General features: G+C 51.4%; 20 protein-coding genes. 3 read left to right on the forward strand and 17 right to left on the reverse strand.

Going from position 1 to position 22,920, the window contains the following annotated elements; genetic code table 11:
• Nucleotides 1-104 precede the first annotated feature (104 nt).
• A complete protein-coding gene (gene rarD / locus ABMV07_RS08920; protein WP_197690062.1) occupies nt 105-1,004 on the forward strand; it encodes an EamA family transporter RarD in 900 nt (299 codons plus the stop codon).
• Here the strand turns inward: rarD and ABMV07_RS08925 are convergent.
• From ABMV07_RS08925 to lspA, 3 genes are read right to left on the reverse strand one after another with little or no spacing between them, the layout of a single operon-like run.
• The gene (locus tag ABMV07_RS08925) at nt 978-1,523 is read right to left on the reverse strand and encodes a hypothetical protein (protein ID WP_088267267.1); all 546 of its coding nucleotides are present in this window, start codon (nt 1,521-1,523) and stop codon (nt 978-980) included. The two genes, rarD and ABMV07_RS08925, sit on opposite strands and share 27 nt — an antisense overlap.
• 7 nt (nt 1,524-1,530) lie before the next feature.
• Nucleotides 1,531-2,457: an RluA family pseudouridine synthase gene (locus ABMV07_RS08930; protein ID WP_088267266.1), complete on the reverse strand. Its 927-nt coding sequence runs from the start codon at nt 2,455-2,457 to the stop codon at nt 1,531-1,533.
• Nucleotides 2,454-2,909, reverse strand: coding sequence for a signal peptidase II (gene lspA / locus ABMV07_RS08935; RefSeq protein ID WP_199325345.1), 456 nt, complete (start codon nt 2,907-2,909; stop codon nt 2,454-2,456). Before lspA ends, ABMV07_RS08930 begins: the two co-directional genes overlap by 4 nt.
• Before the next feature lie 129 nt (nt 2,910-3,038).
• Here lspA and ABMV07_RS08940 point away from each other — a divergent pair, with 129 nt between their 5' ends.
• Entirely contained in the window at nt 3,039-4,004 is a 966-nt protein-coding gene (locus ABMV07_RS08940) for a DUF6263 family protein (RefSeq protein ID WP_088267264.1), read from the forward strand.
• An 87-nt stretch (nt 4,005-4,091) separates the two neighbouring features.
• Here the strand turns inward: ABMV07_RS08940 and ABMV07_RS08945 are convergent, their stop codons facing one another.
• The gene (locus tag ABMV07_RS08945; RefSeq protein WP_088267263.1) at nt 4,092-4,712 is read right to left on the reverse strand and encodes a hypothetical protein; all 621 of its coding nucleotides are present in this window, start codon (nt 4,710-4,712) and stop codon (nt 4,092-4,094) included.
• A 176-nt stretch (nt 4,713-4,888) separates the two neighbouring features.
• On the opposite strand from ABMV07_RS08945, the gene ABMV07_RS08950 reads away from it, so the two are divergent.
• Nucleotides 4,889-5,830 (forward strand): asparaginase, encoded by a 942-nt coding sequence (locus ABMV07_RS08950; protein ID WP_088267262.1) that lies wholly within the window; start codon nt 4,889-4,891, stop codon nt 5,828-5,830.
• On the opposite strand, the gene ABMV07_RS08955 is transcribed toward ABMV07_RS08950, so the two are convergent.
• The 13 genes from ABMV07_RS08955 to mraY all read right to left on the reverse strand — a co-directional run bounded on the left by ABMV07_RS08955 (nt 5,831) and on the right by mraY (nt 22,916).
• Nucleotides 5,831-7,186 carry a DNA polymerase IV gene (locus tag ABMV07_RS08955; RefSeq protein WP_197690063.1) on the reverse strand — a complete coding sequence of 452 codons (1,356 nt, stop codon included), beginning with the start codon at nt 7,184-7,186 and terminating at the stop codon, nt 5,831-5,833.
• Nucleotides 7,187-7,311: 125 nt separating this feature from the next.
• Complete coding sequence (ileS, locus tag ABMV07_RS08960; RefSeq protein WP_196981078.1) at nt 7,312-10,470, reverse strand: isoleucine--tRNA ligase; 3,159 nt, start codon at nt 10,468-10,470, stop codon at nt 7,312-7,314.
• Nucleotides 10,471-10,857: 387 nt separating this feature from the next.
• Nucleotides 10,858-11,859, reverse strand: coding sequence for a DivIVA domain-containing protein (locus ABMV07_RS08965; protein WP_088267259.1), 1,002 nt, complete (start codon nt 11,857-11,859; stop codon nt 10,858-10,860).
• Between the two features lie 381 nt (nt 11,860-12,240).
• Nucleotides 12,241-12,528, reverse strand: a complete 288-nt coding sequence (locus ABMV07_RS08970) for a YggT family protein (RefSeq protein WP_088267258.1) — start codon at nt 12,526-12,528, stop codon at nt 12,241-12,243.
• A 195-nt stretch (nt 12,529-12,723) separates the two neighbouring features.
• Nucleotides 12,724-13,173, reverse strand: coding sequence for a cell division protein SepF (locus ABMV07_RS08975; RefSeq protein ID WP_088267257.1), 450 nt, complete (start codon nt 13,171-13,173; stop codon nt 12,724-12,726).
• 109 nt (nt 13,174-13,282) lie between these two features.
• Entirely contained in the window at nt 13,283-14,023 is a 741-nt protein-coding gene (gene pgeF, locus ABMV07_RS08980) for a peptidoglycan editing factor PgeF (protein ID WP_197690064.1), read from the reverse strand.
• Nucleotides 14,023-15,258 (reverse strand): cell division protein FtsZ, encoded by a 1,236-nt coding sequence (gene ftsZ, locus ABMV07_RS08985; RefSeq protein ID WP_196977058.1) that lies wholly within the window; start codon nt 15,256-15,258, stop codon nt 14,023-14,025. The genes pgeF and ftsZ overlap by 1 nt, the downstream gene beginning before the upstream one ends.
• Before the next feature lie 390 nt (nt 15,259-15,648).
• Nucleotides 15,649-16,305: a cell division protein FtsQ/DivIB gene (locus ABMV07_RS08990; protein ID WP_374064520.1), complete on the reverse strand. Its 657-nt coding sequence runs from the start codon at nt 16,303-16,305 to the stop codon at nt 15,649-15,651.
• Entirely contained in the window at nt 16,302-17,735 is a 1,434-nt protein-coding gene (gene murC / locus ABMV07_RS08995) for a UDP-N-acetylmuramate--L-alanine ligase (protein WP_088267253.1), read from the reverse strand. The genes ABMV07_RS08990 and murC overlap by 4 nt, the downstream gene beginning before the upstream one ends.
• A 17-nt stretch (nt 17,736-17,752) precedes the next feature.
• On the reverse strand, nt 17,753-18,832 hold the full coding sequence (gene murG, locus ABMV07_RS09000; protein WP_088267292.1) for an undecaprenyldiphospho-muramoylpentapeptide beta-N-acetylglucosaminyltransferase: 1,080 nt from the start codon (nt 18,830-18,832) through the stop codon (nt 17,753-17,755).
• A 2-nt stretch (nt 18,833-18,834) separates the two neighbouring features.
• The gene (gene ftsW / locus ABMV07_RS09005; RefSeq protein ID WP_088267252.1) at nt 18,835-20,343 is read right to left on the reverse strand and encodes a putative lipid II flippase FtsW; all 1,509 of its coding nucleotides are present in this window, start codon (nt 20,341-20,343) and stop codon (nt 18,835-18,837) included.
• Between the two features lie 25 nt (nt 20,344-20,368).
• Entirely contained in the window at nt 20,369-21,811 is a 1,443-nt protein-coding gene (gene murD, locus ABMV07_RS09010) for a UDP-N-acetylmuramoyl-L-alanine--D-glutamate ligase (protein ID WP_197690065.1), read from the reverse strand.
• A 4-nt stretch (nt 21,812-21,815) separates the two neighbouring features.
• Nucleotides 21,816-22,916, reverse strand: a complete 1,101-nt coding sequence (gene mraY, locus ABMV07_RS09015) for a phospho-N-acetylmuramoyl-pentapeptide-transferase (protein ID WP_088267250.1) — start codon at nt 22,914-22,916, stop codon at nt 21,816-21,818.
• Nucleotides 22,917-22,920: the final 4 nt, after the last annotated feature.

Here is a 22,920-nt window from a genome sequence, read left to right on the forward strand (position 1 = left end):
GTTCTACTTCGCCAAAACGAGTGCCCAGCACACAGCCTATTGGAATTAATTTCCATTAATATTTTTGGGTGATTTATCGGGGCGAAACTTGCCCCTACCCTCACATGAAGAGTAAGTGTTCCCTAATGATCTACGGAATTCTGGCGTATTTACTTTGGGGACTCTTCCCAGCATTTTTCCCGCTGCTTCTTCCCGCAGCACCGTTAGAAATCATCGCACATAGAATTCTTTGGACAGGTGTATTCATGGCCATCGTGGTCGTGATAACTCGCCAGTGGCGCGAACTGCTTTCTGTAGGAAAAGGTCAATGGTTACGCCTAGCGCTCGCCTCGGTTCTCATCGCCGCTAACTGGCTCATCTACGTGTTTGCCGTGAACACGGGCCACGTTGCTGATGCCGCTTTTGGTTATTTTATTAACCCAATTGTCAACGTTGTTTTGGGTGTTGCTTTCCTGCGAGAACGCCTACGCCCTTTGCAATCGCTGAGCGTGGTGATCGCTGCAGCTGCCGTGGTAGTTCTGTCAGTTTTCGGTAGCAGCGCTCCCCTGCTTTCTTTAAGCCTCGCACTCTCCTTCGGCTTTTATGGGCTAGTAAAAAAGAAAGTCACAATCTCTGCGGCTGCTTCACTGACCGCCGAAACCTTTGTGTTGCTGCCATTAGCTTTGGGCTACATCATCTACCTCGAAATAACAGGTCCAGGCACTTTCGTTTCTCACGGCCCAGCCCATGCAGGATTACTTATTAGCGCCGGCGCCATCACCGCAGTCCCGCTTCTTCTTTTTGGATTAGCCACGAAATTCATTCCACTTTCAACGATCGGCATGTTGCAATACATGACCCCCACATTCCAAATGCTGTGGGCTGTCCTTGTGGTCAATGAGCATATCGAACCACTGAAATGGGTAGGGTTTGGCATCATTTGGATTTCTGTCGCCATGTACATTGGCGACGTCCTCCTGCAGCGTCGCCAAAGAACGTTACGGCTCCACAACAGGAGCAAGTAGACCGATTCTCCCCCATGCAGCGTCAGGTGGAAGAACCTCCACCGTCGCAACGCGTTTCGACGCTGCCACACGCCGGAGTTGATCACCCGGCGCGTACACCACGAGCGCCGCAATAGTTTCCGGATCGCCGCCACGCATCCGGCATTGTTCAGAAATAACGCGACCACGGTTGGCATTTCCTGTTGGCTCGGGCAGATCTAATGCGGGTCCTCGTCCGAGAAGTACGGCATTGACCCGCATGATACCGGCTTTTTCTGCTATGTCCCCTGCCGTGTTGGCGTCGATAAGCCGTGGAAACGCAACGAGCGCAAAGGCTGGTTCCGATGCCATCTCGAGAGATTTCTGTGCTCGATTGGCATAGTCTTGACTCGTTTCGTCCCGATTTCGCCCCAGTTGATCGCCATTCATATTCATTGGCTTCGCTGTTTTATCTGAGGCAGACAACACCATTACCCCAAGCATTAACACTGCAATGCTCAACAGAGCTACAACGATGCGACGGCGATCAAAGGAATCCACGTTTGTATTACTCGCTTCTTAGCGCATCGAGGGCATGCTGCAGATCATTCGAATAAGGCGACTCGATCTCAACCCATCGGCCGTCCGCTGGGTGATGAAAACCCAAAGACACGGCATGCAGCCATTGACGATCAAGACCCAAGCGTGCAGAAAGTGCAGGATCCGATCCATACATGGGATCACCACAACAGGGATGATGCAGGGCGGACATGTGCACACGAATTTGGTGAGTGCGTCCTGTTTCTAGATGAATACGAAGTAACGACGCCTCTGCAAAAGCCTCAATCGTTTCATAGTGAGTAACAGCGTGTTTTCCGTCCGTTGTTACAGCAAAACGCCAGCCAGCCGAAGGATGACGCCCAATAGGTGCATCAATCGTGCCGCTCAGCGGATCCATATGTCCTTGCACTAGCGAGTGATAGGTCTTGGTAACATTGCGTTCTTTGAATGCTCGCTTGAGTACGGAATATCCGCGTTCCGAAACAGCGACAACCATCACACCAGAGGTACCGACGTCGAGGCGCTGCACGATGCCTTTACGCTCCGGTGGACCTGACGTGGAAATACGGAAACCAGCAGCGGCCAAGCCACCAATGACAGTTGGGCCTTCCCATCCTAGGGTGGGATGCGCTGCGACACCTACTGGTTTATTAACAGCAATCACATCATCATCGGAGTACAGAATGTCCAGACCCTCAATGAGTTCTTCGCGTGGCGTGAGATCGCGGACTTCGGGAAGCGTAACATCGAGCCATTGCCCCTCAGACAAGCGGTCTGACTTTCCGACGCAATGCCCGTCGACAACTACATCGCCGGCAATAGCAAGATCCGCAGCTGCGGTTCGAGAAATACCTAAAAGTTTGCTCAGGGCGGCGTCGACACGCATGCCTGCTAGCCCCTCAGGGACCGGCAACGATCTTTGTTCGCGGCTCATTCCTTCCCTTCCTTACGGCCTTCCAACAGCATTGCGATCACAACAAGAACCACGCCACAGCTAATGGCACTATCGGCGACATTAAAAACTGCAAAATTTCCTACCGAAATAAAATCCACAACGTGGCCGATAAAAAATGCTGGTTCTCGAAATAACCGATCAATAAGGTTGCCTAACGCACCCCCCGCAATCAACGCGAGGCCGACAGCCTGCCATGGATCTTTGATTTTACGCATCGTAGCGACGATTCCAATGACAAAAATCAACTGGATACACGTGAACACCCACGTAGCGTTTTCTCCAATAGAAAACGCCGCTCCGGAATTAAACAGCAACCGCAACCGGAACCAATCCCCCACGAGATAGATGATGTTCCCATCACGTAATGCCGAAAGCATCCACGTTTTTACCAGCTGATCAACAAGTGCCACGAACGCGATGATCGCTGCCATAACACCAACCCACGTCTGGCTTTGTTTTTGACGTCGTGCCTCTGGATTACTCCTGTCCGTTAGACTCACACCTTATATCTTGGCAAAAATCCACCTCAAACTAACAACCGACAGGCTAACCCCGCTAAAATGACGCTGGTGCGCCTACAAAAACGATCAATTCCCCGCAATTGTCATCACGCCAGAATCGGAATCTGCTGGATCACCGTTGCCGCGCTAAGCCTAAGCGCCTGCAGCTCTGAGAATTCCTCCTCGAAGGAGACTCGCCCCAAAGTAGAACAAGCAATCGGCGCACAAGTAGACACTCCACGAGTCACGCTTATCGATCACGGAAACTCACCCCAACAATTGGTGGCCTATCGTGACGACGGCGCCCAAACAACCCGACGGATTAAAATTTCGGACGGATTAACACAGCACACTGAAAGCGCGGCACAACTCAATACCACAGCGCCACAAAGTGGCGCTGTTACCTCCTTAACCACCGATGCCACGGTGTCGACTACCCGTAGTGATTCCCAGCGTTCAGTTACCGCGATCATCGATCACCCCACTATTGACGACCTCGAGCACTCTAGAAATATCGATTCCACACATGGATTCCAACTCGGCTGGTTTGGCGCAGATAATGGGCGTATCAGCTCCGTGAATCTCGCTGCCCCTGTTGATGCCAGCGACGATGACCGCGCCCTCATGGAACGCTTTCTCATGAAGATAGTCAACATCCCCATTAGCTTCCCCGAAGAACCAATTGGTCCCTCAGCCCGTTGGACCGTTGACTCACGTGTGACAGGCGAAGCAACAATGCTGCAGACCACCACGTTTACGCTCACATCGATCAAGGGCAACAACGTTGAGTTGGATGTCTCCATCACCCAACGGCCAGCATTAGGTGCCATTGAAACGCAAGGCACCACGTTGCACGTACTCAATGCGAACACCACCAGTAACGGCAACCTCCGAGTTGATCTGTCACAGCCATTACCTACTGAAGGTACGCTTCGCTATACCACCCGAGTGATTTATGGTGAGCGTGAAAAAGATGTTCGCGTAGTACAAGACTCGACCACTTCCATCGAGTTTTCAACCCCATAAAACAACAAAATCAGGGCTTCTTATGGCTGCTCGCCTCCTAGAAGAGAAAGCTCACATAGAAGCCCCGATTGTTGTTTCAACTCATTTTCACTGAGGAGCTGGTGCCTCGGGTGCAGGCACTTGTTCAGGCGCAGGAGCTTCTGGTGCCGGAGCCTGCTCTGGAGCTGGTTGTCCCTCCGGTGCTGGAGCTGCTGGATCAGCACACATCGCCGGAATCTGTTCAGGTGCCACAGTGTTCTTAATCAAGGTACAAGCCCACGACTGCGAGAGCTTCCACGTGCCATTTTCATAAATAAACTCAACATTTTCAGCTGGTTGCGCTTCCTTGTCGGGCAACGTGAAATTCACGGTTGCCAGAACAGAATTGGGAGTATAACCAGGCAGAATTGGTGGCACGACTTGGAAGTTAGCGCCAGATTCCTGCTTAGAAGCAGTCATGGTTTCAAACAACTCAGGGGCAGTTTCTCCGCCCTGAACTGTGGCAACTTTTTGTTCCACAGGAGCAGCCGGATCAGTTGCCACTGCCAAAATTGCATTGAGTTCTTCAGCAGTTGGTAGTTCCGCAGGAGCTGCTTCAGCGGCAGACGAGGCTTCGCTGGAAGTTGCACTCTTCGTGGTCTTGGAGTCCGACGAATCGTCGGAACATGCAGCAAGAGAGATTACTGCTGCTGCAGTAGCGGTCGCTGCCACGATCTTAGATAGCTTCACAAATACTCCTCTAGTCGGCTCGTTGCCGTGATGATGTCAATCGAATTCTTCGGTCCACCACATGCACTCGAGCAGTCGGTCTACTAAGGCATGGTAGCCGTCGAAAGAGCCATTCTCACATACGGCGCCCCTTATTGCTACATTTCTCACCGGAAAATATGGCAGTGTTGTAAATCATGAGCAGCGGAACTGAATCATTGCCCAAAGTCATAGTCCTTACTACCGGTGGCACACTATCGTGCACCGCAGATCCTAATGGGGCGCTTATCCCTACTGTTTCGGGTGACGAACTTGTTGCACCAATTCGTCAGCGCTTTGCCGGAGCACTCAATATTGAGGTTCGTGAATTACATCGACTTGATTCTTCGTCGATGACTCTGCGCGATATTGATGACATTGTCGCAGCAACGCACAATGCTTTAGAAGATGACTCTGTTGTCGGTGTGGTAGTCACTCATGGAACAGATTCCCTCGAAGAAACGGCCATTGCTGTAGATACTTTCCACAGCGACCCTCGCCCCGTGGTGTTCACCGGAGCACAAAAACCGTTTAACCATCCAGAAGCTGATGGCCCTGGAAATCTGTTTGAAGCAATCATGATCGCATCTGATACCTCAGCACGAGACATCGGCGCCTTGATTGTGTTCGGCCACGCAGTGATCCCAGCTCGCGGCTGCATTAAATGGCACACTTCAGACGATTTAGCATTCGCAACAAACGGCCCAGAAGAACCGCGGCGCGCCGACCCCATTGCACCTATTGCACTAGGCGATGTTGTAGTCGATATCATCCCCGCCTACCCCGGCGCGCCTCGACGGCTTATCGACTCAGCACTCGCTGCCGGCGCCCAAGGTCTTGTCATTGAGGCCATGGGGTCTGGCAATGTCGGAACGGACATCGGAGTTGCGCTTGGTGAGGCACTCGATGCGGGGATCCCCGTCGTCATATCTACACGAGTCCCCCGAGGGGAAGTATTTGGCGCCTACGGCGGTGCCGGTGGTGGCAAGACACTTGCATCCAAAGGGGCTGTCAGCTCAACATATTTCCGATCCGGCCAAGCTCGTGTTCTGCTAGCAATCGCCATTGCCAGCGGTGTGCACCCCGCAACGTTGTTGTAGTTAAGACCAATCTAGGCTGTTGACAGGATCTGCGCTGCTCAAAAGGGCGTCGTTAGTGTCAAACGTACGCACTTTGCCAGGTCCTGTGGTGCGGGTTTCAAAACGAACGGTGATCTTTCCGTGCCCTAGCCCTTGTACCCAGCCGTGCCCATAGTCGGGATGCCAAATATCTTGAGTTGCCCGCCACCCGATTGCTGTGGGTGACTCATCAGTAGTAGAGATCTCCGAGTGAGAATCATGGGGGTCACTTACTCCTACTTCAAAATCGGTGTCTTTTACAGGAACTACTCGATCTAATTCGGGGAAAAGTATGTCCTGGCGGGCATCTTCAAGCCCAGAAAGACCAACACCGACAAGGCGTATTGGACCAACCTCATCGGGATATCGCGCCAGCTTTAATGCGGTAGCAGTAACAGTGTCTAGATTATCGGTCGCATAGGACAATGTTGCTGAACGCGATTCGATCCTAAAATCCGCCATTCGGAGCTTTACGCTCACAGTTCGCACCCCACGACCGTCGTCAAGCAATCGTCGATGACTTTCCCGTGACGCCCGAATGATGGCGGTATCCACCGCCCGCGAAGTAACGAGGTCCTCTGGGTATGTGTGTTCTACAGAGATCTGCTTTGCGATAGCACGAGGTGCCACTTCACGATCATCGTGACCTTGGGCTAGGCGCCATAAACTTCTGCCCACCGTTGTGCCGAGGCTAATATCGATTTCGCGTTCGCTCTTACGAGCTAGATCGCCAATTGTTTCCACCCCAAGCTGCTGCAACTTCGTCCGCGTGACCGGACCTACACCCCACAAACGACCTACAGGCAGCGGATACATTTTTTCTTCATGCTCCGGTGCAGCGCACAAGTAAATACCGTCAGGTTTAGCCAGATCGGAACAAATCTTGGCAACCTGTTTTCCCGCACCCCCTCCTACAGAAGCGGGCAAACCTGTCTCCTCGCGAATTACTGCCCGCAATCGCTGCGCCCATGTATCAACTTCACTTGCGCTCGCGCCGTAAAGCTCAGGCGGCTCGACAAACCCTTCGTCAATAGAAATCTTTTCAACGGTTCCTCCCATACGCTCCAAAATAGAAAAGACTCGTTGCGACGCTGCCCGATACACCGCAAACCGCGGACTCACCACTACTCCTCGCATACCAATGAGCGCTTTGGCCTGATACATCGGCATAGCAGATCGGGCTCCAAAAGTACGCGCCTCGTACGATGCCCCCGCAACCACTCCGCGACCACTCGCACCGCCCACAAGCACCGGCCGTCCCCGAAGCGTCGGACGAGTCAGTTGCTCACAAGACGCAAAAAATGCATCCATATCAACATGAATCACCCACCGTTGCATACACCAAACATTAGTTCGACTTATTGGCTGCTGTCTAATCCTCTACTTTTCGACGAAATAACGGATGAGGGCAGTGCCACTTATCGCAGCACTGCCCTCATCCGTTTGGTTACAAAGTAATTATTTTAAACCTTTTGAACCGTAGCTGTAACACCTGCCACAATATCGTGCTCCACAGGCTCACCGGTGACAACCTCAAAAGAAATGGCCAGCACTTCGCCCGCAATCATGTCAGTGTGACGCAGCGCCCATTCCTTTTTTTCTTCAGGAACAACAAGCTTGACCTCGATTCGGTCGGAAACCTCAAATCCCGAAGCCTTTCGAGCATCCTGCAAACCACGGATAACGTCTGCAGCCCAGCCCTCAGCTTCAAGCTCTTCGGTCAAGGTCATATCCAAAACCACGAGGCCGTCCACGCCGTCGATCTGAGTGGTGGAATCAGGATCAGCAGCCACGAGACGCTCCGTAAATTCCTCAGCAACAAGCTCGATGCCATCAGCTACGACAACATCTCCACGGCGTTCATAGTTGCCAGACTTAACAGCCTTGATAGCACGCTGAACATCCTTGCCTAATCGAGGACCTGCAACCTTAGCGTTGACCACAACATCAAAGCGGCCGACGCTATCAACGTCAGAGGTAAGAGCAACTTCCTTTACATTAACCTCATCGCGGATGATATCCGCGAAATCTGCCAACCGTGCAGATTCCGGCAACGCAACGGTAACCTTCGGTAGTGGCAAACGGTTACGCAGCTTATGCGCCTTACGCACCGAGCTCGTAGCCGAGCAGACGCCACGAACCTCATCCATTGCGCGAACGAGATCATCATCCGCTGGGAATTGATCGGATTGAGGGAAGTCGGCCAAGTGAACCGAACGCTCCCCTGTGAGTCCACGCCAGATGACCTCAGACACCATAGGCAGCAGTGGTGCTGTCACGCGGGTGAGAGTCTCAAGGACTGTGTACAAGGTGTTAAACGCCTCTGGATGCTCAGTATCGCCTGCCCAGAAACGATCGCGAGAACGACGAACGTACCAGTTGGTCAATGCATCGCAGAAAGTACGAACCTCATCACATGCACGTGCAATGTCTGTGTTATCCAAAGCATCGCCAACAGCCGCTACAACATCGTGCAGCTTAGCGAGGATATAACGATCCAAAACGTCAGAGGAATCAACCGACCATTGTGCTGGCTTAGAAGAATACAACTGCAAGAAGCTATACGCATTCCACATCGGCAACAGCGCCTGGCGCACACCTTCACGAATACCCTGTTCGGTGACAATCAAGTTACCGCCGCGCAGAATGGGAGAGCTCATCAGGAACCAACGCATAGCATCGGAACCATCTCGGTTGAAGACCTCATTAACATCTGGGTAGTTGCGACGCGACTTCGACATCTTGGTGCCGTCGTCTCCCAGCACGATTCCATGCGCTACGACCTTCTTGAACGCAGGGCGATCAAACAACGCCGTGGCAAGAACATGCAAGGTGTAGAACCAACCACGGGTCTGGCCGGAGTACTCCACGATGAAGTCTGCAGGTGAATGGGTATCAAACCAGTCTTTGTTCTCAAAGGGATAATGCTTTTGAGCAAAAGGCATCGAGCCAGATTCAAACCAGCAGTCCAAAACCTCTGGAACACGACGCATCGTAGATTTACCAGTCGGATCATCTGGATTCGGACGCGTAAGTTCATCGATATGCGGCCGGTGCAAAGATTCCAGACGAACACCGAAATCACGCTCTAGTTCCTCCAAAGAACCATAGACGTCCACACGTGGGTAGTTTTCATCATCCGATACCCACACTGGGATCGGCGAACCCCAGTAACGGTTACGGGAAATGTTCCAGTCACGCGCACCTTCAAGCCACTTACCAAACTGGCCGTCACGGATATGAGACGGCATCCAGTCGATCTCTTTGTTCAGCTCGACCATGCGATCGCGTACCTTGGTGACCTTCACAAACCACGATGGCAAAGCCATGTAGATCAGCGGTTCGCCAGAGCGCCAAGAGTGCGGATAGGAGTGCTCAATCGTCTGGTGGCGCACAACACGACCAGATGCTTTAAGATCAGCAATGATGCTCTTATTTGCGTCAAATACGAGCTGTCCTTGGTATTCCGGCACCAAAGATGTGAACTTCCCGTCCATATCAACCGGAATGACTACCTCAATGCCATATTCCTTACAGGTATTCATATCGTCTTCACCAAAAGCAGGCGCCTGATGGACGATACCCGTACCATCTTCGGTGGTCACATACTCTGCTGCCAAAATCTGGAAAGCATTTTCATGGTCAGCGAAGTAATTAAAAACTGGCTGATAGGTCAAGCCAACAAGCTCACTGCCTGGTCGAACCGCGAGCACTTCATGGTCTTCGCCCAGCTCCTTGGCATACGCGCCAACGAGAGCCTCAGCCAGCAACACGCGCTGACCGCGAATGGCTTCAGCACCCTGATCGCCTACCTTCACCTCAACGTAGTTAACCTGGGGGTTAACAGCCAAAGCCAAGTTCGATGGCAAAGTCCATGGTGTAGTGGTCCAAGCCAGCACACATGCACCCACGAGAGAGGCATCAGCTGCACTTCCATCTTTTACGCCAGTGATAGGGAACGTAACTGTCAGGGTTGGGTCCTGACGCATCTTATAGGAGTCGTCGAGACGCGTTTCTTGATTAGACAAAGGCGTGTGCTCAGCCCAAGAATAAGGCAAGACGCGGAAGCCTTGATAAATCAAGCCTTTGTCATAGAGGGTCTTAAAAGCCCACATGACAGATTCCATGAAGCCCATATCCATGGTCTTGTAACCGTTATCGAAGTCCACCCAGCGCGCCTGACGCGTCACGTAGTCTTTCCACTCTTGGGTGTACTCCAAAACCGACTTCGCGCAGTAATTGTTAAAGGACTCAAGACCCATTGCCTCGATCTCGCCTTTGTCTTTGATACCGAGCTGCTTTTCAGCCTCCAACTCAGCAGGAAGACCATGGCAATCCCAACCAAATACGCGATTAACTAGTTTGCCCTTCATAGTCTGGTAACGAGGCACGATGTCTTTAACGTATCCGGTAAGCAGATGGCCATAGTGCGGCAAACCATTGGCAAAAGGAGGACCATCGTAAAACACGTACTCAGGATTTTCCTCGCGGTTAGTCAACGAAGCTTTAAAAGTCTCGTCATCTTTCCAGTACTCCAAGACTTGGCGTTCCATATCTGGAAACACATTTGTTCCACCGGACATATCTACGCGTGGATATACCCCACCAACTGCGTCTGACATTTTTCTCCTTCACTTTGCAAGCATTCTGCCTTAAAGTGCGGGGACGCGTTTCCGCGCGGTACCACCCCGCTTGAGCATTCCACCAGAGGCATCTGATGTAAGCTCCGCTTCGTTCGTGAAGGAGGTGACGGTCCCACCCGTTCGGTTCTACTGCACTTCAACAATGCTGCAAAGCACTGAAGAAAAGTGGTTCTTCCGAAGACTCCCCAGTGATAGCTGGATCAGCGTCGTCTACCCCGAAATTATACCCAGTGAAGTCAAATTAGAAACTCTTGCCCCAACAGGGTCATTCTCAATCTTGTTGTCCTAGGCGGGAAACAAAAACACACGCACTGTAAGTGCAGTAAACCCTACAGTGCGTGTGCACTACGATGATTCAGAAGAAAACTAGACGTTCTTCTCTTCTGGGGCCGATGTACCACGGCTTTCCAATTCGTCGAGCTGAGTCTGAAGCAGAGTCTTGAGGCGAGTACGGTACTCGCGCTCGAAGGTGCGCAACTCGGAAATACGGCTTTCCAATGCATTCTGCTGCTGCTTGACGGTTGCCATAATTTCGGTGTGCTTACGCTCGGCATCTGCCTGCAAAGCATTAGCCTTCTCCTCGGCCTGGCGAACCTGTGCCTCAGCGCGAATGTTAGCATCCGATAGAGTCTGAGCGGACTTCTTCTCCGCATCAGAAACAAGGGCCTTGGAACGAGCATCAGCGTCAGCCAACTGCTTCTCAGCCTTCTGGCGGGCGTCTGTCAAGGTGGTCTTTGCCTTTGCCTCTGCATCGGAAACATGCTTTTCAGCAGCCGCACGAGCTTCGCTCAGCATCGACTTGGAGTTGCTGTCTGCTTCTGCGGTGAGACGATCAGCCATTTCCTGAGCCAGGCTCAAGACCTTGGCTGCCTGCAGATGGGTGTCAGCAGTTGCGACACCACCATCGGTTGCAACCGGAGCTGCAACTGAAACTGGCTGCACCTTAGGCGCAGCAGACGCTGCCGCACGTGCAGCTTCTTCAGCCTTCCTAGCAGCCGCCTTCGCAGAGTCAGCCTCTTCACGAGCCGTCTTCAGCTCTGCCTGAGCGCGCTCAGTAGCCTTTTGAGCATCAGCCAGCTTGGCCTGGTACTCAGCAGCGACCTTTGCCTCAATTTCCTTACGTAGCTTAGTCTCGTCAAGGGAGCTCACTGCGGCAGGAGCAGCAGCTGACTTCGAGCCTTCCGCACGTGGCGAAGACTGCAACTCTTCAATCTGCTGACGAAGATCATCGTTTTCTTCTTGAATCTCAGCGAGGGTATCCTCCACCAGATCCAGGAACTGATCGACCTCGTCCTCGTTGTAGCCTCGCTTGCCGATTGGTGGCTTGCTGAAAGCGACGTTGTGCACATCGGCTGGAGTCAGCGGCATGGAACTCTTCCCTTCGAGATTCATCTGCGTACATAAACTTCTTTCACGTACGCGGGCTTATTTGTTCACATTACGTAGTTCGCGGCATATATGCCAAGATTTTTGCGGAATTTAAAACAACAATCCCGTGTATATCTACTCAGATACTACCGATTACAGAAACATTTTCTGTGAAGCAGGCCCTTGTACTACCGATTACAGAAACATTTTCTGTGAAGCAGGCCCTTGTACGCGGATTTTTTAACAAAATGCCCGATCGCGACGATTTCGGGTATAAATAGGACAACCTGACCGAAAACACCCCCTATTTTGGGTGGACTTTTCAAGCCACCTCATTACCCCATCGCTCTAGGAGTATGAGATCAAACAATTGTAGATGCGTTACATCACCACAGCGATCGCATACTTGGTAAAGAAGAGAATGAAAAACAACACCAAAATGGATACGTCGAGAGCAACATTTCCCATTCGCATAGGCGGAATCCAACGGCGCAGGAATTTCACTGGCGGATCTGTGAGCACGAATAAAAATTCGGCAAAGATCATGAACCACCGTGGTGCTTGGAAATTACGGGAAAAGGATCGAATCATCTCAACGATAATTCTTCCGATAAGTATCAATTCATAGATTTGAATCAATATAAGGAGAATGCCTAGGACTTCGCGCACAACGCACCTTTCACATCAGCAGCATTGACAACTCCCACCGCAAACTGGCTAGGAGTAGGCATAGAAAACGCCTTCCTCCATCTAAACCTAAGCCGAGGGACAATGGCAAAGTTTTAACAAAGAAAAGGCGTTTTACTACAAGGCATGATGCCCGTTGAGTGCGCGCTCTTTGCAAGAAATACACACAAAAACCACTTAGTGAATCAGACCAGCAGCATGCTTGAGGTCGTTTTCATCCACAGAGGCTGACTCTGGTACGAGCGCAAAGATGCGTCCGTCCAATTTGCGCATCTGGCCACGTAGAGCAAAGCACAGACCAGCAGCGAAGTCGATAATGCGCTTTGCTTCGCCCTTATTCATGTCGCTCATGTCAAACACCACTGCATCACCATCGCGGAAGGGGTCGCCTACCTTGATCGCAGCATCGGAGTAAGTGAGAAGGCGAACTGGCACGATGTGAGTGGGCATGGGACGAGCAGCTCGTGGACGTGCTGAAGCGTAGGTTGTTTCCCCGTAACGACGCGCAGAATATGCCGGAGCCGGTTCATAGCGTGGCTCGTCATAGTACGCGTCGGAATGCTCCATGTACGGATCCGCTTCGCCATCGAGGCCGAAGAAATTCTTGGTCTTCTTTACAAACGACATGTTGGTGTCCCCTCTTAAACTGAGCTGCTTCTCATTAAGTAAACTACGTGGATTTTTGTGTGTGCCGATAGAGCGACACAGACAAATGACAAACCAGATGATTTGATGTTTATTTTTGTTCTTCGGGGAGCCAAATAACTCCCGCTTGCCTTCCCGTTTTACCTTCACGGCGATACGAGAAAAAATCTTGATCTTCAATAGTACAGCGAGGATCTGCGTCAATTGCTCGCACTCCTAGCCCAAGCAATTGCCTAATGAGCCCTTTTCGCACATCGATACCCATGGTCCCCTTGTGCGTTGTGCATTGGGAGCCCGGCAGATGCTTTTCGACGTCTTCCGCCATCTGCATGGGCACCTCGTAGTTTTTCCCCGAGGCAGCAGCCCCCATCAGCACGTGCATGCTGTGAGGATGTGCGCCCAATGTTGTCATGGCTTCCACTGTTTTTGCGACGATCCCGTTACGAGCGCCCAGCCGCCCAGCGTGGACCGCCGCAATGACGCCGGCTTCGGCATCCGAGATAAGTACAGGTACACAATCGGCTACCAAGACACACAATGCAAGACCACGCTTCGTGGTAATTATTGCGTCGGTAGCAGGTGTAACACCGCTGTTTTTATTAGCCTCATCTACCACAGTCACAGTGTTGGAATGGATTTGTTCCATCCACACCAATGAAGTTTCCGGCAGACCAATAACCGAGGCAAGACGCTTTCGATTAGCAGCCACAGATGCTGGGTCATCACCCACGTGATCGCCTAGGTTAAAAGAGCTAAATGGCGGTTGCGATACCCCTCCTAATCGATTGGTGAAAACCTTACGAACAGGACGGTTGTGCACGGATGTACTCATTAGCGTAGGAAGTCTGGAATATCGAGATCGTCATCAAAGTCATCAGAACGCTGATCACGATAGGATTCACGAGGCTCCGACCGGCGTGTGTACATTCCCCCAGAATCATGGGAAGTCCGCAGCGGAGCAGGTTCCTCATTCAAGCGATGGCGTGGAGCAATATCTGAATCCCCAAACAACGATGTCGACGCAGAGCGATCAGGCGCAGGAGTTGGATTGGTTTCCATTGCAGGTGCCGGCTGTGAAGCAGCTGGCTGCGCAGCTTCGCGTTGACGATCGAGAGAATTCTTCTCACCGTCAAAACCAGTAGCGATCACGGTAATACGAACCTCATCGCCGAGGTTGTCGTCGAAAATGGTACCGAAGATGAGGTTAACGTCCTCATCTGCTTTTTCCTGGACCATGGATGCGGCCTCGTTGACTTCTTGCAGACCCAGGTCTGAGCCACCTGCAACGGAGAGCAAAACTCCCTTGGCGCCTTCCATCGTGGATTCCAACAGCGGTGAGTTAATTGCCTGCTCAGCAGCAGTGAGCACTCGATTTTCACCAGATGCAGAACCAACACCCATCAAGGCGGAGCCAGCATCGTGCATAACAGAACGAACGTCGGCGAAGTCAACGTTAATCAGACCAGGAATGGTGATGAGATCGGTAATACCTTGGACACCATTGTGAAGCACGCGGTCCGCTTCGTGGAACGCATCAACCATGGTGATGTTGGCGTCGCCAAGCTGAAGTAGGCGATCATTTGGAATAACGATGAGCGTGTCACAAACTTCGCGCAGTGCATCGATACCTTCCATTGCTTGGCGGGTACGGCGTGGGCCCTCAAACTTGAACGGACGCGTAACCACACCAACGGTAAGTGCACCCAAGCGTTTAGCGATTCCCGCAACGACTGGTGCTGCACCGGTACCAGTACCGCCGCCCTCACCGGCAGTAACGAAGACCATGTCCGCCCCTTTAAGAGTTTCTTCGATCTCGTTTTTGTGATCTTCTGCTGATGCGCGTCCAACTTCAGGGTTTGCACCAGCACCAAGGCCGCGAGTAGCTTCTCGTCCAATGTCGAGCTTGACATCGGCATCAGAGAACATCAATGCCTGAGAGTCGGTGTTGACTGCAATAAACTCAACACCTTTTAGACCCTCTTCGATCATTCGGTTAACAGCGTTTACACCGCCGCCACCGACACCAACAACCTTGATTACGGCGAGGTAATTATCTGGGGAAGTCATTAAGAGACTCGCCTTTCACTTTTGTGGGAAAACGTTCACTTGCGATGCACCGATTGCCCCGCCACACCCCACAGACACCATGGAGAGCAGCATTGCTTCAACAACAACGCACTTCCATCTATCTTGAGGGAAAAATACTCCAATGTGGCGGACATTTTCGGCGGCGTGTCTAGACTCTAAACCTTTACTTTAGGGTTTTGACATGCGGAAACATGCATCACATGAGGCTCCACACTACACCACTTACGCCTCACCTTTATCTTTAAGAATCATCTCGTCGGGATACATAAAAACAGGCGTGGCACCATGGCCACACCTGTGCGAGACTAAGGAAAAATAATCCTTTTGGATGATCCATAGATTCTCTGTGAGAAAGAGGATCACGATGATCTATCGGACGGCGATCACCGGTGCTCCACTAATATCAAGACGTTGTTCTGCCCTACTCAAAGCAATCATTAATGTTGCCGCTTTATCATGAGCAGATTCCGAGGAACCCCAAAAAATCTGGCGCCCATCGTGCAACACCAAATTTAAGGAATAACGATCTGGCGCCTCGATATGGTCGATTGTGGAACGAATCCCGGGATCAATAGCGGAAATAGACTCCGCTACAGCAGAAAGAACCTCGGGGTCATCCTGCGATGGACCTGTGACTTTTACTGAGCCTTCAGAAGGCGAATCAATAACAAAAGCACGTCCTTTTCCATCAAAAAGATGTTGACCATCACTACGATCCACAAATCCCACATCGGTTCGTTCTACGACCTCAATACGAACCGTGTTGGGGAATGACCGCGTTACTGTAGCCGAACGAACCCAAGGAAGTTGAGTAACGCTTCCTGCAGCATCATGAGCAGCAACTCGAACCATGTTGGTGCCTTTAGCTATTCCGCTTGCGGTTTCAACATCTTCAGCTGAGCTACGCACAGCGCCATCAATCTCGAATTTTTGGACTGTCATGATGGGAAAAACCCACAGACAACCGCCAGCAATCGCCACAATAAGCAGCACAATGCTACTCACAATGGCAATACGCTTTTTCATTCGCTCTCCCGTAACGCAGTAAGGATTTCGTCGGCAAGCATGGTCACACTACCCGCACCCATGGTGACGATAATATCGTTGGGCTGGGCAACCTTTTTCACCTGTGCTGCAACTGCTGAGAAATTGGGTTCAAAGACTACAGGTATTGTCATTTTGTCCGAAATAATACGGGAATCCACGCCTTCAACAGGCTGCTCACGTGCACCAAAGATATCGAGGATCACCGCATGATCGGCAAGCGATAATGCCTCAGCAAATTCAGCTGCAAATTCCATCGTACGAGAATATAGATGCGGCTGAAAAGCAACCACTACTCGCCCAATGCCGCGCGCTTCCTGCTGTTGACGTGCAGCTTTAATAACAGCTGTTACCTCAGTCGGATGGTGTGCGTAGTCGTCATAGACTTCTGCATCGTGAAATGCTCCGCCGGAAACACGACCATGGAATTCAAAACGCCGGCGAACACCACTGAAGTCACTAATACCAGCAGCGAGTCGTTCCAATTCGGCGCCAGCGGTCACGCCAGCAGTCAAAGCTGCGCATGCGTTGAGCACCATGTGGTGGCCAGGAATACGCATGATCACATCGACTGTATCGTCACCAACTGTGATTCGAGCACGGGTACCAGCGGGCCCAACTTCCGTGTGCTCAACAACAGTAAAGGCCACATCTGGATGCTGTTGCGCTGCAGCAGGTGACCCATAACCGCGAACCGTCATGCGATCTTTAAACTTCTTCCCCAATGCCGCAGCGTGCGGATCATCCAAACACACAACAAGTGTTCCACCTGGCTGCACACGCTCAGCAAAGTCATCAAACACCTTGAAATAGGCTTCAGATGTTTTGAAGAAATCCAAGTGATCCGGCTCGATATTAGTAACTACTGCAATGTCTGGCTTATACCACAGCAAAGAAGCATCCGATTCATCGGCCTCTGCCACAAAAGCTTTGCCGGTGCCATCATGCGCATTCGTTCCTGCTTTGTTCAGCTGCCCACCAATTGCAAAGCTAGGATCTTTCCCAGCCGCTTGAAGCGCAACCACAGCCATAGATGTCGTCGAAGTCTTGCCGTGAGTACCAGCAATAAGAACCTGCTGGTGGTCTTCCATGAGCTCGCCCAAAAGATCCGATCGCCGAATAACGGGAATGTTATTGGCATGTGCTTCTTGCAGTTCAGGGTTATCTTGGGGGATCGCAGCAAAGGAAGTAACAACTACCGTCGGCATAGAACCAGAGATTGCTAGGTTTTCAGCTTTATGCCCTACCGCAATCGTTGCTCCCATTGCACGAAGCGCAGTCACCGGACGAGATTCCTTAACATCGGAACCGCTGACAATGCTGCCGCGAGACAACAAAATGCGCGCTACTCCCGACATTCCCGCTCCACCGATTCCGATCATGTGGACACGGCTTAAGTCGATTGAATTCATGTTCTATCTCTTCTGTTTTATTTGTTGCGATCGTGATTTTTCACAATGGAATAGATGATGTCAGCAATCGTCTCCGCAGCATTAGCAGTGCCAGATTCCTTAGCTGCGGTGACCATCGTGTTGTAAGTTTCTTGATCGCCTAAAATTTTGGCTGCCAATGAGTTAAAAGCCTCGCCATTGAATTCAGAATCCGCAACTAATACCGCTGCGCCTTCTTCAACTAACGGTTGTGCATTAAGGCCTTGCTCACCATTGCCGTGTGGTAATGGCACATAAATAGCAGGAACTCCGGCAGCCGTATTTTCCGCTACTGTCATTGCTCCACTACGACCGATCACGAGATCAGCAATGGCATAGGCGGCGGCCATATCGTCGATATATGCCACTGGCACATAGCGTTCTTGTGCCTCGGGAGCAGAATTCTTACGCCCATATGCGTGAAGAACTTGAACCTCTGGATCAGCTAATACTGCATCGATGCCTTCTGCCACGGCAGCGTTAATGGATCGGGCGCCTTGGGAACCACCGGTGATCAAGATGGTCCTTTTCTTTGGATCTAGCCCCCACAGTTGTTGTGCTCGATCCAGTGCGGTGTTATCGCCAGACAATGACGATCGGATGGGAATTCCTACGACAGTTCCTGGCATGCCGGAGTTAGCTACCGCGTTAAGTCCCATACCGCCTAGCCGAACACCTAGTTTGTTGGCCATGCCGGAGCGGGCGTTTGCCTCGTGAACAATAAATGGAATTTTTTGAAGTTTTGCTGCAATATACGCAGGCGCTGCTACGTATCCGCCGAATCCGATAACTACATCGGTATCGAATTCTTTTAAGATCTTGCGGGTTTGAGAAATTGTTGCCAATAGCCGAAACGGCAACTTGAACAAATCTGCATCTATTTTTCGTGGAACTGGCACTGGGTTGATCAGTCGTAGTTCAAATCCGCGTTCAGGGACAATCGACGTTTCCAGTCCTTTTGTCGTGCCAAGTGCGACAACCTCTGCACCTCGGTGACGTAGCGACTCTGCCACGGCAAGAGCTGGCTCAATATGCCCAGCTGTGCCGCCACCTGCGACTACGACTCGTGGAGTGTTCACTTTCATCTTCTCCTGCGTTTGTTGTCTTGTGGATAATTTCGACGTCGAGGTTGGCGCTGTGCTCCCCGTTGCTTGTCGACGCTACCAGTTCTATCGCGGTCACTCGAACCCCACGTGCCTGTTGAACTTCGACGGTAGCTCACTCGCTCATTGCGTTCGATCTTCGGCGGTTGTCTCTTGGGAACACCAGATTGGCGTGCTCCTTGTGAAGATCGCCGTGTAGAACGACGCGTACGAATATCGGATACATCCGGCTCCCGCAAGAACAGCACTCGATCCAAGGCTGGCCTTCCATAGGACTGCATCGCTGAAATCGCTTCTGGCTCATAGCGTGCACAGTTTGCGATCAACCCAAGCGCCGCGAGCGTAATCACCGCAGAACTGCCACCGGCAGAAATCAAAGGAAGTTGAATACCGGTAACCGGAAGAAGACCAATCACATAGGCCATGTTGATAAAAGCCTGCAAAGAAATACCTGCGGCAAGAGTAGCAACAGCAAGAGAAAGGAAACTGTCTTTAATTCTCAGTGCAATTCTTAACGCAATAAGAAGGAGCGCGGTAAATAATCCAATAATGATGGCTGCTCCGACAAAACCAAGTTCTTCTCCAACAATGGCAAAAATGAAGTCGTTTTTCGCCTCTGGAAGATAAAACCATTTAGCTCGTGACTGTCCGATCCCCAATCCTGTAAAGGATCCGTCAGCAAGCGATAATATGCCCTGGTAAGACTGATATGCCACGCCATCGATATCATCAAATCGACCAAAGAGCGCATCCATAAAAACAGTGATGCGGTGACCGCGATACCCATGCATCGTGACTGCCAGAACGAAAGCCACGCCAGAAATTGTCAACGCTGCAACAATTAACCCTCGCGGTAGCCCTGCGAATACGAGCATGATCAACGTGAGAAAACCGAGCATCGCCGTCATACCAAGATCCCCCTCAGCCATGACTAATGCACAGGTAAATCCGGCAATAACGGCAAACATCGCACGGCGATCGAAATCAATCCCATAAAAGCGGAAATACGCTTTAGGTTTACGGGTAAGAAAACTCGCTCCCCAAATCGCTAAGGCCACACGCGCGATCTCTGATGGCTGAATGTTTACAGGCCCAAGCGGAATCCACGATTGCGAACCGACTTGTTCTTTACCTGTACCTATGCCAGGAATTAGCACCACGATGAGAAGAAGAATCGAAATACGCATCAGCCACACGGCATATTTTCTCACCTTACGGGGTGGCATCTGCATGACACCGATCATGGCGATAAAACCGATAACAATCAGCAAAATCTGCTTGGTCGCGTAAGTCCATGCGCTACCGGTTTCTGAAACAGAGGTTGCCATCGACGAGGTAACCACCATCAAAACGCCAGTGAGCACCAACAAGGCGATAACGAACATGACGATGTAATAATCCGTCAGCGGTCGGCGCATCATTTCGCCCAAAAAACTCGCTATCCGGTCACGAACCCGAGAGCCACGATTCGAAGTGTTGGTGCTCATTGTGGTGCTCCTCACCGACAAAATGTTAGTCGTGTAAATATTGTGCAATCGCTGTAGCGAACATGTCTCCACGCTGCCCCATGCCGGTGTACATATCAAGACTAGCTGCTGCAGGAGCCAATACGATCGAATCGCCTGCGTCTGCTTGGGATACCGACCACGCTACCGCCTCATCCATTGCGCGACGTGGATCAGTCTCAGAAACGCTCAGCACCGGAATACCAGGAATGTGAGTCCGAACAGAATCTTCGATCACATCACGATCAACGCCCAACAAAGCTACTGCTTTGATTCGTCCGGCATGTCGAACAATGAGCTCATCGATTTCTGCTCCCTTGAGCTGCCCACCAGCAACCCACACTACTGAAGAAAAACCAGCAAGTGCGCTATCAGCAGCATGTGGGTTCGTTGCTTTCGAATTATCAATCGCAACTACTTCCCTATGACGCCCCACGCATTGTCCACGGTGTCCTGCGACTTCAAATTTAGACAGCGCTTCTTCAATACATACGGCACTGACTCCCCTCGAGCGCGCTGCTGCAGCCGCAGCAAGGGCGTCGTAAAGCCCTGCTGGACCTGTAGGTTCGATTCCTTCAGCAGATCGCAACACCACGTTATCGCCAAATGCACAGTCGATAAGCTGTCCATCGCGCACGCCTACCATGCCTTTGGCTGGCTCGCCTAAAGTGAATCCGATGATGGGATCAACATCTTCGGCACGTTGGATGCGTCTCGTTTCCGTCATCACATGTTCGTTGTCAAAGCCCGCAATTGCAGTGGGAGCAGCTAATACTTTCGCCTTATCCTGTGCATATTGGGCGAAACCACCGTGCCAATCAATGTGATCATCAGCAAGATTGAGCAAAATTCCAACGTCAGGGATCAAAGTGGAAGACCAATGCAGCTGAAAACTCGACAACTCTGCAACTATCACATCAATACGTGGTTGGGTACTCACAGCATCTGCAATCGATACACCGATATTGCCGACGGCAGCAGCACGCGCACCAGAATGTTGCATGATTTCTGCGAGCATGACTGTTGTAGTGGTTTTGCCGTTAGTACCGGTAACCACCATCCAGGTTCGCTTCGGGCCAAATACCTCGGCGCGATCGAGTCGGTACACCAGCTCAACATCGCCAATGACCTCAAGGTCAGCGTTTTGCGCAGCAACGAGAAGCGGCGAATCAGGTCGCCACCCCGGAGAAGTGACCACCACTGTGTAGTCTTGAAAACCATCCGAAACCACATCAGCTGGGCTAATAGTCTGACAACCAGTTTGCTGAGCAAGCTTATCCAACTGCGCAGAATTGGAATCTGCAACGGTAACAGCACATCCCATCTCTCGCAGCAGCTGAGTGATTCCAACTCCGGAAACACCGGCACCTGCAACGAGTACGCGGCCTGCTAACTCAGGAAGCAAAACCTTGAGCTCTTCAATACTTACTGTCATTTTGGCGGCAGACATATTTTTATACTCCTGTAAGAGATAGCCACTCACCATAGAAAATGGATGCACCGATGAGCGCAGCCACCGCGGCGATCAGCCAGAATCGAATCACAACAGTTGTTTCGGCCCAACCACCGTTTTCAAAGTGATGATGGAACGGCGCCATCCGGAAAATACGAATCTTCTTTGTTCGGTAACCCGCGACCTGGATAACCACCGAAGCAGCTTCGAGTACAAACAAAGCACCGACAATAATCATGAGAAGCTCTGTACGAGAGGCCACGGACAATCCCGCAACGAGGCCACCGAGCGCGAGAGAACCGGTATCTCCCATAAAGACCTTGGCAGGAGCAGCATTCCACCACAAAAAGCCCAAACACGCGCCCAAACCAGCAGCAGCCAAAATTGCAAGATCCAATGGATCACGGACGTCGTAACAGCCAGGTTGTGCTCCTGCCGAGCATGAGTTCCGGAACTGCCAGAACGTAATAACGGTGTATGTACCCATCACGATGGCAGTTGAGCCCGCTGCCAAGCCATCCAAGCCATCGGTTAGATTTACTGCGTTAGACCATGCAGAAATCAGAATGTAAATGAACAGAAGGAAAATTGCGATTCCTATTGCCTTAGGCCCAATGGCAAGGTCAACCGTGGGCAAATCACGCAAGAAACTTAAGTGACTAGATCCTGGGGTTAGTCCATCAGCGTTAGGGAAAAGAAGAATGAGCGCACCAAAGATAAGTGAAATCGCCAACTGTCCGATCAACTTAGCTTTCTTGTTCAAACCAAGGTTGCGACCCATATAGAGCTTGATGAAGTCATCAGCAAAACCAAGACCACCGAGTGCAAGTGTCAAGCCTAAAACCAGCAAACCAGAGGCTGTAAAACCACCAGTTCCGGTTACTTGACCCACGATCCCCGTGACTGCATAAGCAACGGTGATACCGATCAAGATTGCGATACCACCCATGGTGGGTGTGCCGCGCTTGCGCAAATGCGATTTAGGACCGTCTTCACGGATCTCTTGCCCCAGCCCCTCGGCACTAAAACGCCGAATCAAAATGGGCGTAACAAAGATCGACACCAAAAGGCCCACAGCGCCCGCAATAATGATCTGGGTCATTGTT

Origin of the sequence: Corynebacterium belfantii, assembly GCF_041898185.1 — a bacterium.
Classification (GTDB): domain Bacteria; phylum Actinomycetota; class Actinomycetes; order Mycobacteriales; family Mycobacteriaceae; genus Corynebacterium; species Corynebacterium belfantii.

Bases quoted from the DNA above. Each gene is read 5' to 3' on its own strand.
- rarD (WP_197690062.1), top strand. From the start codon at position 105: ATGAAGAGTAAGTGTTCCCTAATGATCTACGGAATTCTGGCGTATTTA.
- ABMV07_RS08930 (WP_088267266.1), bottom strand. From the start codon at position 2,457: ATGAGCCGCGAACAAAGATCGTTGCCGGTCCCTGAGGGGCTAGCAGGC.
- lspA (WP_199325345.1), bottom strand. From the start codon at position 2,909: ATGGCAGCGATCATCGCGTTCGTGGCACTTGTTGATCAGCTGGTAAAA.
- ABMV07_RS08940 (WP_088267264.1), top strand. From the start codon at position 3,039: ATGACGCTGGTGCGCCTACAAAAACGATCAATTCCCCGCAATTGTCAT.
- ABMV07_RS08950 (WP_088267262.1), top strand. From the start codon at position 4,889: ATGAGCAGCGGAACTGAATCATTGCCCAAAGTCATAGTCCTTACTACC.
- ABMV07_RS08955 (WP_197690063.1), bottom strand. From the start codon at position 7,186: ATGCAACGGTGGGTGATTCATGTTGATATGGATGCATTTTTTGCGTCT.
- ileS (WP_196981078.1), bottom strand. From the start codon at position 10,470: ATGTCAGACGCAGTTGGTGGGGTATATCCACGCGTAGATATGTCCGGT.
- ABMV07_RS08965 (WP_088267259.1), bottom strand. From the start codon at position 11,859: ATGCCGCTGACTCCAGCCGATGTGCACAACGTCGCTTTCAGCAAGCCA.
- ABMV07_RS08975 (WP_088267257.1), bottom strand. From the start codon at position 13,173: ATGTCGTTTGTAAAGAAGACCAAGAATTTCTTCGGCCTCGATGGCGAA.
- pgeF (WP_197690064.1), bottom strand. From the start codon at position 14,023: ATGAGTACATCCGTGCACAACCGTCCTGTTCGTAAGGTTTTCACCAAT.
- ftsZ (WP_196977058.1), bottom strand. From the start codon at position 15,258: ATGACTTCCCCAGATAATTACCTCGCCGTAATCAAGGTTGTTGGTGTC.
- ABMV07_RS08990 (WP_374064520.1), bottom strand. From the start codon at position 16,305: ATGAAAAAGCGTATTGCCATTGTGAGTAGCATTGTGCTGCTTATTGTG.
- murC (WP_088267253.1), bottom strand. From the start codon at position 17,735: ATGAATTCAATCGACTTAAGCCGTGTCCACATGATCGGAATCGGTGGA.
- ftsW (WP_088267252.1), bottom strand. From the start codon at position 20,343: ATGAGCACCAACACTTCGAATCGTGGCTCTCGGGTTCGTGACCGGATA.
- murD (WP_197690065.1), bottom strand. From the start codon at position 21,811: ATGTCTGCCGCCAAAATGACAGTAAGTATTGAAGAGCTCAAGGTTTTG.
- mraY (WP_088267250.1), bottom strand. From the start codon at position 22,916: ATGACCCAGATCATTATTGCGGGCGCTGTGGGCCTTTTGGTGTCGATC.